Raw genomic sequence first — 12,960 nt, forward strand, 5'->3', positions numbered from 1 at the left:
ACCCCGAAAACACCCATCCCTTCGCTCCAATTTTGTGTTTATTTTATAGCGTCAGATAATATCACAGACGCCTTGCATACCTTTAATAACTGGAATTTATGCACTTGCTGGCGCGGCCACCAGCCATTTATGCCAGCTGTCAGCCACTTGTTTTCTTTCTGTGATAAAGCTCTCAACCGAGACTTTGCTTGATTGTTCCTGCAATGCCAGATGATGAATTTCATCACGCATAGTGACATAAGCATGGGTCAGTGCCGCCGCTTCCTCCGCTGCCATAATGTCGTAATTGGCCATAAGCTCAAAAATACGCACATTATCAGACCAGCGAGTTAGGCGCGGTTCACTGGCGGCATAGCGCAACACCAAGTATTGCGCGATAAACTCAATATCAGTTATGCCACCTTCATCTGCTTTGATATCAAAGACATCGCGCTGCTTACTGCCCAGATGATTGCGCATTTTCTCGCGCATTTCGCGCACTTCTTGCTGCAATTGCGCATTTTCACGATGACGGCAAAGTATTTGCTGGCGAATGCTATCAAACTGTTGGTGCAGCTCAGGATCGCCATACACAATGCGGGCACGAACCAACGCCTGATGCTCCCATGTCCAGGCCTCATTCTGCTGGTAATCGGCGAACGCCTCGACGGTGCTGACCAGCATGCCCGCTTCACCGGATGGCCGCAGCCGCGCGTCTACCTCATACAAAATGCCGGAGGAAGTGCGGGTACTGAATAAATGCATGACGCGCTGCGCTAAACGTAAATAAAACTGGCGACCATCAATACTGCGCTCACCGTCGGTCATTACATCCAGCGGGCAATCGAGCAAGAATACCAAATCCAAATCAGAGCTGTAACCCAGTTCCCAGCCCCCTAATTTGCCATAACCAATCACCGCAAAACCACGTCCTTCGCGGTGTTGTAATGGCTCGGCTGACCGTAGCGCGCGACCATCTGCCCCCAGGCTTGCTGAATAACCGCATCAATAATGGCCTCAGCCAGGTAGGTTAAGTGGTCGCTAACTTTCATTACTGGCAGTGCCTCGGTGATATCACCCGCAGCAATGCGTAATTGTTGAGCCTGTTTAAACTGGCGCAATGCTTCCAGTTGCTGCTCTTCGTCATCTTCCGGCACCCGCAGCAAATATTGGCGCAATTCATCGCGGTAGGCACCGGGCGCTAATGGCTGGTAGAAGGATTGAGAATCGAGTAATTCATCCAACAACAAAGGGTAGCGGGCCAACTGACTGGCAACCATCGGAGAGGCTGAACATAAGCGAATAACATGTTTTAGCGCCGCATGGTACTCAACCAATAATTCCAGATAGGTGGTGCGGGTAACAATGCTCAGCAGCAGCTGCACCAGGCGGCGCAGTGCAATATTGGCATCAGGGCGTGGGCAGACCTCGGCAAACAGCCTCGGCATAAGTTGATCTAGCACCTCACGCCCCCGTGGGCCAATAGTGCGTTTATCCACATCATGGCGAAAATCATAAATAGTGGTCAATAATTGGCGGCGAGCGGCTTCGTCCAGATGAGGAGTCAGTGGCGCTAAGTCACACTCCTCCAGGGCATCCTGCCACAAGCTTTTATACAGGCCGTGACAGGGATCTTCACCGATATCAGGGGTATCATCGCCAATCAGGTCATCAAAAACCCGCCGCACTGCCTGCATATGCTGCTCTAAAGCGCGATGCATTGCAGCCCAGTCCGCATACCCCATCCCCCACGCAAGGCGGGCTTGATTCAGGGTATCATTAGGTAGTGTCTGGGTTTGTTCATCACCAATAGCTTGCAGCAGATTCTCTAAGCGGCGCAAAAACAGATAGCTGCCACTGAGGTCATTTACCTGTTCCTCGGGCAATAAACCTAGCTCTGCCACTGCCTGCAAGGTGGGCAGCAAAGCTCGCAGTTGTAAGCGCGGCTCACGGCCACCACGAATTAACTGGAATACCTGCGTGATAAATTCAATCTCACGGATCCCACCAGCCCCTAGCTTGATATTGTCTTTCAGCCCACGCCGCCGAACTTCGCGCGCAATCATCCCTTTCATGTTACGCAGCGATTGGATCACACTGAAATCGATATAGCGACGAAAGATAAAGGGTCGCAGCGTCTGGCGCAGTTCATGACTGTAATGGTCATCAGCACCGCCCATCAGACGGGCCTTAACCATCGCATAGCGCTCCCAGTCACGCCCTTGTTCCTGGTAATAATCCTCCAGTGCAGCAAAGCTGAGCACCAGCGGGCCACTGTCACCAAATGGGCGTAGGCGCATATCCACCCGGTAGACAAAACCGTCGATGGTTTGCTGATCCAGCGCCTTAATTAACCGTTGGCCTAAGCGAGTAAAAAACTGGGCATTATCCAGTTGGCGGCGTCCGCCCTGTGTCTGGCCGTTTTCCGGGTAGGCAAAAATCAGGTCGATATCTGACGAGAAATTCAGCTCGCCACCGCCTAATTTCCCCATACCTAAAATCAGCAAAGGTTGCGGCAGGCCTTGGCTGTTAACAGGGGTACCGAACTCGCGACAGCAAGCCTGATAAAGCCAATCACGTGCTGCAATAATGACACATTCAGCCAACCAACTCAGTTGCTGCAAGGTATCAGTCGTCGAGCTGGTTTGCAGTGCCTGTGACCAGGCAATTCGCACCATAATCCGGCGGCGAAATAGCCGTAACGCCGCTAATAACGCGGCTTCATCGGTTACGTCGGCCAGTGCCTGCTCTAGCCACTGGGGATAATATTGCCACTCTTGCGGTTGCGGCGGTTGCTGATGCAACTCATCCAGCCATTGAGGGTGAATCAGCAACATGTCACTGACAAAATCACTCAACGCTAATACTGCAATATCTTCTTCACGCAAGCTCGGTGGAGCTGCTAACTCATTGAAGCGCTGCTGAACATGCTGCACCTGAAGCTGTAATTCCGAAGAGAGTGGCAACATAGCAAATTCCTTTAATTGGCAGCGCCATTAAGCCAAAATGCAGCCTGGGATAAAGCTTCCTTACGAGCGGTATCGCGCCAGTGGCCCTGACGTTCCATTATCGCCAGTTGCAAACCAAACCAGCCGTCAATATAGGGATGCCATTCATTCTGTGGATAAAAGCCGGAAAGCAATTGGAAGGACATAATCTGCCGGTTTAAACGCGGAAGTTGTGCCAAATAACCATCATCGTCCATATGGTGGCCAAAGGCCTCTTTCAAGTCCGCTGCACTGCGGCTCAACATGATGTCGCAGAAGCGTTTAAACGAACCTTCAAACTTGGTTAGCGCTTTAGCGTCCATAAATGGTCGCCAGCCGGAGGTTACCAGCCACGATGTGAGTGCTAACTTACATTTCAGATAATCCGCGCTATAGCAGAGTAACTCAGCATTGGCATTTTTCGGCTCTAGCTGTGGTTCTAGCGCAATAATTGAAGCACGTAAATCGGTGCTGGCTTTGCGTGGCACGAGTCCACCAAAAATCGCCAATGTCTGGCGTATCATCGCTAATGCTTCCAGAATCATTGCCTTGGCGGCAGGCTCGCCGCGCAGCCATAACTCTTCGTGATATTGCCAGTGATCCAAAGCCATCTCTAACCCTGCAACCATCCCTTGCTCAACAGTAGATTTTGGCGCTGGCTGTAAGACTAATAATGGGCGCAATTCACGTGGCGGATTGCCTTGTGCTAAATGATAGCCGCGTGCCGCTTTACTCAAATTACCCTGACGCAAGCCGCCGATGTGTGCCAACTCGGTTGCCAGTGCCAGTAAATCTGCCGTATTACCTTGCTTCAGTTCCAGCTCAATTTCACTCACTGGCTCCGACAATTCAACTCCATCATCAGCTTGGAGAGATGAAATAGTGCCTTGGTCAAGAGCAAGCTCAATCTCGCTCTCACCGTAAGTGATTACCCACTTCTCACGAGTGAAATCGGTACGGAACAAGGGCTGCAATTCGGTTTGTAGCGCCGCGATATTCCAGCCTTCAGGCCAGATATCCGCCGGGAAACGCGCCAAATCTAATTTGTCGCTATCAATATCGACATTATATTCAGGCCGCTGATGCACACCGCCGACCACTTTGCCGCCGGTTTTCACCGTCATTTCATAACGGCCATCATAACCACGAATACGTAAGCCAATATCATGTTGGCGCAGACGGTTATCCGCCGTCTCAAAATAGATATTGGTCAGATTTTGCGGCGCTGAATGCTGGCTTTGCCAAGCTGCTACCTGCGCGGGCAAAGCGGCAATGGCCGCAGGAGTAGCAATAAATTTTAATTCTATTTCAACGGTCATAATTTCATTCACACCGGTATGTTACGAGATTACGGACATTATGCCTTTTTTGTGCTGGTTTGCCTGTTTTACACAAGAAAACCGCGCGGCAGCCCCGAGTCAAAGTCTATTTTAACCTGTTTTATCCGGTCTAGACTAAGTCTTCATAAGACTAATTTTCACTGCGGTTAAAATAAGCAATAGAATGGCTAAAGCCGCGTAGGCTATGAGAGTAAGATAGTTCTCATTCCGGTTTATCCGTTGCGTCGGCAAACTGAACACACTACTATCGTCCCATAAATTCACTCACAAATGACTCCCTAATGCAGAAATTACGCCTAATTTGCCTCGCCATGCTAAGTCTCAGTATTTCTCTGGGCGCTTATGCTGAAGAAAAACGTTACATCTCTGATGAGCTGGATACCTACGTTCATAGCGGCCCCGGTAACCAATACCGTATTGTTGGCACGCTAAAAGGTGGGGATGAAGTTACCCTGATAAGCGTTGATAACGATACAAATTATGGTCAAATTCGCGACAGTAAGGGTAAAACAATTTGGATTCCACTGTCTCAATTGAGTGAGACTCCAAGCTTACGTGTTCGGGTGCCAGACCTTGAGCAGCAGGTCAAAACACTGACTGACAAACTGGCTAACATTGATAATAGCTGGAATCAGCGCACCGCAGAAATGCAGCAAAAAGTGGCGGCCAGCGACAGTGTCATCTCCGAGTTACAAAAAGAGAATGAATCACTGAAAAACCAGTTAGTGGTTGCTCAGAAGAAAGTCAGTGCAGTAAATCTGCAATTGGATGACAAACAGCGCACCATTATTCTGCAATGGTTTATGTACGGCGGCGGTGTGGCGGGAATCGGCTTGTTGCTGGGTCTGGTACTGCCACATTTGATCCCAAGCCGTAAAAAGAATAACCGCTGGATGAACTGATATCCGCTTGGTGTGAAAAATTCCACAGGCTGCCCATCCGGGCGGCCTTTCGTTAGTCTGTTTGCATCCCCCAACTATACTGAACTGATTGCTGGTAATTTTGGCGGCCAGTTATAAAATCACCGCCATCTTAGCTGTTATCCCCAACGCTATAACATCAAGAACGAAAGCTATAACCCACAGTTGTTGGTGTTATTGGTGTTATAGCTAGGCAGCAAACGAATAAATCCCGATGAGCTGACACTGATCAGTGACTCGGGTGCATGAGAGCGGCTAACAACGCTATAACGCCAAGAACGAAAGCTATAACCCAAAGTTATTGGTGTTATAGCTAGGCAGCAAACGAATAAATCCCGATGAGCTGACACTGGTCAGTGATTCGGGTGCATGAGAGCGGCTAACAACGCTATAACGCCAAGAACGAAGGGTTAACATGGAAATCTATCTGGTCGGCGGTGCCGTACGCGACAGCTTATTAAACCTGCCTGTTACCGAACAGGATTGGGTGGTGGTGGGCGCGACGCCGGAACAATTACTGGCACAGGGTTATCAACAAGTCGGGAAAGATTTTCCGGTATTTCTTCATCCGGTGAGCCATGAAGAATATGCGCTGGCCCGTACGGAACGTAAATCTGGCCAAGGCTATACCGGCTTTACTTGCTATGCCGCGCCTGACGTTACGCTGGAAGAAGATTTACTGCGCCGCGATTTGACCATCAATGCCATTGCTCGCAGCAGTGAAGGGAAGCTATTTGACCCCTACAATGGCCAACAAGACTTGGCAAACCGCGTGCTGCGCCATGTTTCTGATGCTTTTGGCGAGGATCCATTGCGGGTTTTGCGCGTCGCCCGGTTCGCCGCCCGTTTTGCTCACTTGGGCTTTACTGTCGCCCCAGAGACCCAATCATTGATGGCAGCGATGGCAGAAAGTGGAGAGCTTTCTGCTCTGACACCTGAGCGGGTCTGGAAAGAAACTGAAAAAGCGTTGAAAACATCAAGCCCGCAGATCTATTTTCAGGTGCTACGCGATTGTGGTGCCTTGGCCGTGCTGTTCCCGGAAATTGAGCGCTTATTTGGTGTTCCTGCGCCGGAAAAATGGCATCCAGAAATTGATACCGGGATTCATACCTTAATGACGCTCGCCATCGCCGCCAAACTCAGCCCAGAGGTTGACGTGCGTTTTGCTGCACTTTGCCATGATTTAGGCAAAGGTCTGACACCGAAAGAGTTTTGGCCGCATCATCATGGCCACGGCCCTGCGGGTGTTAAATTGGTCGAACAGTTATGCCAGCGTTTGCGCGTCCCTAATCCTGTGCGAGATTTAGCAAAACTGGTTGCGGAATATCATGATCTTATCCATACCGTGAATAAACTCCGCCCTGAAACCTTACTTAAACTGTTTGATGCTATTGATGTATGGCGCAAACCCGAGCGCCTGGAACAGATGATTCTCACCAGTGAAGCGGATGCCCGTGGCCGCACCGGCTTTGAAGAAAACCCTTATCCACAAGGCGATTATTTGCGAGCAGCATTCCAAATTGCTAATGGGGTATCAGTGCAGGAAGTGGTCGCCAGTGGGCTGCAAGGTTTAGCTATTCGCGACGAGCTAAAACGCCGTCGCCAGCTTGCTTTAGCGCAATGGAAACAAACCCAAGACGCGGTTTCACCCTAAATTACCCAGATTAAAAACTCTGAATAATTATTAAGTTAAAAATAACAGTAACGTTAATCAGAGTGAAAATGTACTCGCTGGGTCTTACTGGCGTAGGCCATATTAGTGCTCATCGTGACTGATTTGACACTGATAATGTCGGTCTATCACAAAATCAAAAGCCCTGAATAATCAGGGCTTTTTTTTATTGCTTAATCTCTCTTGGCGGTTACATAAAGACCCAATACACCGCGGCGGCAACCACAAAACGATAAATGGCAAAAGGCACAAAAGAGATACGTTTAATCAATGACAGGAAGGTTTTGATAGCTATCAGCGCGACGATAAATGCAGTGATAAACCCGACCGCAAACATCGGCAAATCACCCAATGTCAGAAAATGCAGACTCTTATATAAATCTAATGCGCTGGCCCCGAGCATCATCGGGACGGCCAAAATAAAGGAGAATTCAGAAGCGGCGTAGCGATTTACCCCGACCAACATCCCACCGGAAATAGTCGCACCTGAGCGGGAGAACCCTGGCCACAATGCCAGGCATTGGAAGCAACCAATGGCAAAAGCTTGGCGATAAGTAATATCGTCCAGCCCAATGGATTTAGGATTTTTAGGTTTAAACCACTCAGCAGCCAACAACAGTAACCCACCGGCCACTAAGGCATACATCACACTTTGCGGATTAAATAATGATTTGATGGCATCGTGAAATACTAATCCCAAACCGACCGCAGGGATCATCGCCAATAAAATATGGCCCAAAGTCAGATGGCCGCTGGTTTTCCCTTCGTGAGGTACTTTACCAAAATGGATACCAATCAGGCCGAACAAACGCCGCCAGAACACCACGACTACCGCGAGAATCGACCCTAACTGAATAATGACTTCAAAGGTTTTTGCTTTGTCGCCAGTAAAGCCCAATAGCTCACCGACAATAATCATATGCCCAGTAGATGACACCGGAAGAAACTCAGTTAGCCCTTCCACCACACCCAAAACAAAAGCCACAAACAGCGAATACATATCTGTCATCTACGATACCCAATGCCATATAATTGAGAAAGCAAAAAACGGCAATGTCGTAAACCTCACCGATAGTGATAAAAACAATATCGATAGTTAACAAAACAATGCCGTTCAAATTTAATGTTAATTAACTTTTCACGCCATACGCTGTCATCAGACCACATTATTGATACAGCGTTACACTTTTATGTCACTACAGCGAGAAAAATTATTTCGTCACCATCACAATAAATTAGTTGGGACGCTGACCGCGTTCAATCACCACACCGACATTCCGTGCTTGAGCAACCGCGCCGGGTTTGCTGACCTTAATCCGCACCCAAGGAGACTTAAATTGCTGTAATAATAGCGCGGCAATCTCTTCAGCCACCCGCTCAACTAGCGCAAAACGCTGCGCTTCTACGTGTTTTATGACGGCTTCACTGATATCCGCGTAGCTCAGGCAATCATTGACATCATCACTGCCCGCTGCTTTACGATTATCCCAGCCCATTTCGATATCGAACACTAACTTTTGCTGAATGGTCTGTTCCCAGTCATAAACACCGATAGTGGTTATGACACTGAGTTCCTCAATAAATACGATGTCCATCACGTCATTCTCTGTTTTTGCGCCTGCCGGATACCACTTCCAGCCGAATATGCGTATTATCCACTGATGTTGCGATTAAAACGATCATTATTCAACGGGGCGGTGTTATGAGTGCTATCGCGCTTGGCATGATTATCTTCGCGTATTTGTGTGGCTCTATTTCCAGTGCAGTCCTGGTCTGCCGGGTTGCAAAGCTACCAGATCCGCGTGTGCATGGCTCCGGAAATCCCGGTGCCACCAACGTACTGCGCATTGGTGGCCGCACCGCAGCTGCAACAGTGCTTATTTTCGATGTGCTGAAAGGCATGTTGCCAGTTTGGATAGCTTATCTGCTGCATGTTTCGCCGCTGTATCTTGGCCTAACCGCGATTGCGGCCTGCCTTGGCCATATTTACCCGGTATTCTTCCACTTTAAAGGTGGAAAAGGCGTCGCCACTGCATTTGGTGCTATCGCCCCTATTGGTTGGGACTTGACCGGCCTGATGACAGGGACTTGGTTGCTGACGGTGTTACTGAGCGGCTATTCATCTTTAGGGGCCATTATCAGCGCCCTAATCGCCCCTTTCTACGTCTGGTGGTTCAAACCACAATTTACCTTCCCGGTTGCCATGCTTTCCTGCCTAATTTTGATGCGTCACCACGATAATATTCAACGTTTATGGCGCGGCAAAGAAAGTAAAATCTGGGATAAACTTAAAAAGAAAAAACAGAAAACCACCGCAGAAGAAGCCGCAGAATTGGAAGAGAAAGAAGATTAGTTTACCTCTCCCGCCCAATAAAGAATGGCTGAGCGGGAGCGAGGCAAGGCGCAAGGCGTTGAGAGAGCGGAGCATACATCAGTATGTGAGCATCGCGAGATGACGCAGCAACACAGCCACAGCCCCACTCAGACTTTCTGATCAGACTTTCGGCAACTCAGCCAGCGGCCAGCGCGGCCGCACCGACACCGCCAACTCACTATTTACACCGCTTTTTAGCCGAATCAGCCCAGCATAGGCGATCATCGCGCCATTATCGGTACAAAATTCTGGTCGGGCATAAAATACTTCACCACCACGCTTTTGCATCATTTCTGCCAGTTTTGAGCGCAAGGTGCGGTTAGCGCTCACACCGCCCGCAATCACTAAACGTTTAAAACCGGTTTGATCCAGTGCTCGTTTTGATTTAATTGCCAGTGTATCTACTACCGCGTCTTCAAATGCACGGGCGATATCAGCGCGCGTTTGGTCATCATTACCATTGGCACGAATAGTGTTTGCTGCAAAAGTTTTTAAGCCAGAAAAACTGAAATCCAGACCGGGGCGATCTGTCATTGGCCGTGGGAAAGTAAATCGACCAGCAGTACCTTGTTGTGCCATACGCGACAACATTGGCCCACCGGGATAATCCAGGCCTAATAATTTTGCTGTTTTATCAAAAGCTTCACCTGCTGCATCATCAACAGACTCGCCCAGCAACAAATATTCGCCAATGCCCGTCACACTGATTAATTGTGTGTGACCACCAGAGACCAGCAGTGCGACAAACGGGAATTCCGGTACATTATCTTCCAACATCGGCGCCAATAAGTGGCCTTCCATATGATGAACCGGCACTGCGGGAACCCCCCAAGCGAATGCCAATGCGCGCCCCACTGTAGCACCGACCAGCAATGCACCAACCAGACCTGGGCCTGCGGTATACGCGACACCATCGATGTCTTTGGCACTCAGATTAGCTTCTTTTAATGCTGCTTGAATCAAGGGCACAGTTTTGCGCACATGATCACGAGAAGCCAGTTCAGGTACTACGCCACCATAATCGGCATGCAATTTAACCTGACTGTACAATTGGTTAGCTAACAGACCGGTTTCATCGTCATACACTGCAATTCCGGTTTCATCGCAGGATGTTTCTATACCCAAAACTCGCATTACATTTCCCATCATTCACGTGCGGCCGATAGTTTAGCATAACCGAGTCGCCAGTCATGATTTCTGATGGCAAATTGGGTATAAAAACGGCATTTTGGCTCTTCAGCAACAGGAATGTTGTTGATAGTGGTCATATTTGAAAAGAATGTTGATAAATTCGCTCAATGGCGCTGTTTAGTATATAATCAGCGCCCGTCGCACTCTTGGCACCAACTTTCTTGTAAAGAACGGGGGCGACATCACAGGGGCGTGCCTGTTTCAATTTGCTATGGTGCTTTACAAAGCAGCATCCATTGAAGTAAAATTCCGCACCATTTTAAGAAGGCTGGCGATTGGCCAGCAGCAAACCGATTTCTATTGAGGTGAGAGGCACATGCCGGTAATTAAAGTACGTGAAAACGAGCCGTTCGACGTAGCTCTTCGTCGTTTCAAACGTTCCTGCGAAAAAGCAGGTGTTTTAGCTGAAGTTCGTCGTCGTGAATTCTATGAAAAACCGACTACCGAACGTAAACGCGCTAAAGCTTCTGCTGTAAAACGTCACGCGAAGAAATTGGCTCGCGAAAACGCACGCCGCACTCGTCTGTATTAATTCTTCGGGGGTAACCCCCCAGCGTAGTTTTTTATGTTCTAAGAACGCGCAGATCGAGTAGTTGCATACGAAGGCCGTGCTTTCCGAAAGGAATGCGCGGCTTGTTCTCGTTTATGGACTGACCGAATAGGGGCTTATGGCTGGACGTATTCCGCGTATATTTATCAATGACTTGCTAGCTCGCACTGACATTGTCGATCTTATCGATGCCAGGGTAAAGCTGAAGAAGCAAGGCAAAAATTATCATGCGTGCTGTCCGTTCCATCATGAGAAAACACCCTCATTCACCGTTAATGGCGAAAAACAGTTTTATCACTGTTTCGGCTGTGGTGCTCATGGTAACGCTGTTGATTTCTTGATGAATTACGACAGACTTGAATTTGTCGAAAGCATCGAAGAATTAGCCACCATGCACGGGCTAGAAGTGCCTTACGAGGCAGGAACTGGCACCACCCAGATCGAACGTCATCAACGACAAAGTCTCTATCAACTGATGGAAAACCTAAGCGGATTCTATCAACAGTCACTCAAAAGCCAGACAGCCAATCAGGCGCGCGAATATCTTAAACATCGCGGATTGAGTGAAGAAATCATTCAACATTTTGCTATCGGTTTTGCTCCCCCCGGTTGGGACAATGCCTTAAAACGTTTTGGTCGCGATGGTGAAAGCCGTACTGCGCTGAACGATGCAGGGATGTTGGTGACTAATGATACAGGGCGAACTTACGATCGTTTTCGTGAGCGCGTCATGTTCCCTATCCGTGATAAACGCGGGCGGGTTATCGCTTTTGGCGGGCGAATTCTGGGTGACGGAGTGCCGAAATACCTCAACTCCCCAGAAACAGAAATTTTTCATAAGGGCCGCCAGTTATACGGCTTGTATGAAGCGCAGGTTAACCACCCTAACCCAACACGGCTACTGGTCGTGGAAGGCTATATGGATGTGGTGGCCTTGGCGCAATTTGGTATTGATTATGCGGTGGCGTCACTGGGCACAGCCACTACAGCGGAACATATTCAATTATTATTCCGCGCGACCGATAATGTCATTTGTTGCTATGACGGTGATAGGGCGGGTAGAGATGCAGCCTGGCGCGCATTAGAAACGGCGTTGCCCTATCTAAATGATGGGCGTCAGCTACGTTTTATGTTTTTGCCTGATGGCGAAGATCCGGACACACTGGTTCGTAAAGAAGGGAAAGATAGATTCGAAAAGCGGATGGAGGAGGCGCAGCCACTCTCAACTTTCTTGTTCGAAACATTAATGCCGCAGGTCGATTTGAGCAGCCCAGATGGCCGAGCCAAATTAAGCACCTTGGCACTCCCTTTGATAAGCCAGGTGCCCGGCGAAACCTTGCGGCTTTACCTACGCCAACAGTTAGGTAACAAGCTAGGTCTGCTCGATGATAGCCAGCTTGATAAGCTGATGCCCAAACAAGCTGAAAGCATAAATAGCTACCAGCCGCCCCAGCTAAAACGCACAACCATGCGTATACTTATAGGGCTACTGGTACAAAACCCACAACTGGCTACACTCATTCCCTCATTGCAGGGTGTTGAGCAGGCAAAGTTAGCTGGTTTGCCGTTATTTATTGAGTTAGTTGAGACTTGCCTGGCCCAGCCAGGGCTAACAACCGGGCAGTTATTAGAACTGTATCGTGATAATAAATTCAGCCAACAGCTTGAAACTCTCGCAACATGGAACCACATGATTGTTGAGGACATGGTTGAACAGACTTTTGTCGACACGCTAACAAGCCTGTATGACTCCATATTGGAGCAACGTCAGGAAACACTCATAGCGCGTGACCGTACTCATGGATTAAACGCCGAAGAACGTAAAGAACTTTGGTCTTTGAATCTGGCTTTAGCCAGAAAAAAATGAAATACCTAACGGCTTAATTGCCGATAAATGTGGGGGCGAATCCCCACAACATGCCGTCATAGCGGGCAGCGGCGACAAAA

The 12,960-nt window shown here is 48.9% G+C and carries 9 protein-coding genes and 1 pseudogene; 5 read left to right on the forward strand and 5 right to left on the reverse strand.

Annotated features, from left to right (window positions below):
- Window positions 1-96 precede the first annotated feature (96 nt).
- Window positions 97-2,948, reverse strand: a pseudogene (gene glnE, locus YROHD0001_RS19300) (bifunctional [glutamate--ammonia ligase]-adenylyl-L-tyrosine phosphorylase/[glutamate--ammonia-ligase] adenylyltransferase).
- Between the two features lie 11 nt (window positions 2,949-2,959).
- Window positions 2,960-4,285: a CYTH domain-containing protein gene (locus YROHD0001_RS09750; RefSeq protein WP_032816779.1), complete on the reverse strand. Its 1,326-nt coding sequence runs from the start codon at window positions 4,283-4,285 to the stop codon at window positions 2,960-2,962.
- Window positions 4,286-4,587: 302 nt separating this feature from the next.
- Between YROHD0001_RS09750 and YROHD0001_RS09745 the strand changes: the two genes are divergently transcribed.
- Together YROHD0001_RS09745 and YROHD0001_RS09740 are read left to right on the forward strand one after the other, a co-directional pair.
- Window positions 4,588-5,208 carry a TIGR04211 family SH3 domain-containing protein gene (locus YROHD0001_RS09745; RefSeq protein WP_004714515.1) on the forward strand — a complete coding sequence of 207 codons (621 nt, stop codon included), beginning with the start codon at window positions 4,588-4,590 and terminating at the stop codon, window positions 5,206-5,208.
- A 433-nt stretch (window positions 5,209-5,641) separates the two neighbouring features.
- Window positions 5,642-6,880, forward strand: coding sequence for a multifunctional CCA addition/repair protein (locus tag YROHD0001_RS09740; protein ID WP_004714516.1), 1,239 nt, complete (start codon window positions 5,642-5,644; stop codon window positions 6,878-6,880).
- Window positions 6,881-7,088: 208 nt separating this feature from the next.
- Here the strand turns inward: YROHD0001_RS09740 and bacA are convergent, their stop codons facing one another.
- On the reverse strand, window positions 7,089-7,907 hold the full coding sequence (bacA, locus tag YROHD0001_RS09735) for an undecaprenyl-diphosphate phosphatase (RefSeq protein ID WP_004714518.1): 819 nt from the start codon (window positions 7,905-7,907) through the stop codon (window positions 7,089-7,091).
- A gap of 226 nt (window positions 7,908-8,133) precedes the next feature.
- On the reverse strand, window positions 8,134-8,493 hold the full coding sequence (gene folB, locus YROHD0001_RS09730; RefSeq protein ID WP_004714519.1) for a bifunctional dihydroneopterin aldolase/7,8-dihydroneopterin epimerase: 360 nt from the start codon (window positions 8,491-8,493) through the stop codon (window positions 8,134-8,136).
- A gap of 107 nt (window positions 8,494-8,600) precedes the next feature.
- Between folB and plsY the strand changes: the two genes are divergently transcribed.
- Window positions 8,601-9,251 (forward strand): glycerol-3-phosphate 1-O-acyltransferase PlsY, encoded by a 651-nt coding sequence (gene plsY, locus YROHD0001_RS09725; RefSeq protein ID WP_032816781.1) that lies wholly within the window; start codon window positions 8,601-8,603, stop codon window positions 9,249-9,251.
- Between the two features lie 141 nt (window positions 9,252-9,392).
- Here plsY and tsaD read toward each other — a convergent pair whose 3' ends face one another.
- The gene (gene tsaD / locus YROHD0001_RS09720) at window positions 9,393-10,406 is read right to left on the reverse strand and encodes a tRNA (adenosine(37)-N6)-threonylcarbamoyltransferase complex transferase subunit TsaD (RefSeq protein WP_032816783.1); all 1,014 of its coding nucleotides are present in this window, start codon (window positions 10,404-10,406) and stop codon (window positions 9,393-9,395) included.
- A gap of 373 nt (window positions 10,407-10,779) precedes the next feature.
- Between tsaD and rpsU the strand changes: the two genes are divergently transcribed.
- The gene (gene rpsU, locus YROHD0001_RS09715; protein WP_001144069.1) at window positions 10,780-10,995 is read left to right on the forward strand and encodes a 30S ribosomal protein S21; all 216 of its coding nucleotides are present in this window, start codon (window positions 10,780-10,782) and stop codon (window positions 10,993-10,995) included.
- A gap of 136 nt (window positions 10,996-11,131) precedes the next feature.
- A complete protein-coding gene (gene dnaG, locus YROHD0001_RS09710) occupies window positions 11,132-12,880 on the forward strand; it encodes a DNA primase (protein WP_004714522.1) in 1,749 nt (582 codons plus the stop codon).
- Window positions 12,881-12,960: the final 80 nt, after the last annotated feature.

Origin of the sequence: Yersinia rohdei ATCC 43380 (assembly GCF_000173775.1) — a bacterium.
GTDB lineage: Bacteria > Pseudomonadota > Gammaproteobacteria > Enterobacterales > Enterobacteriaceae > Yersinia > Yersinia rohdei.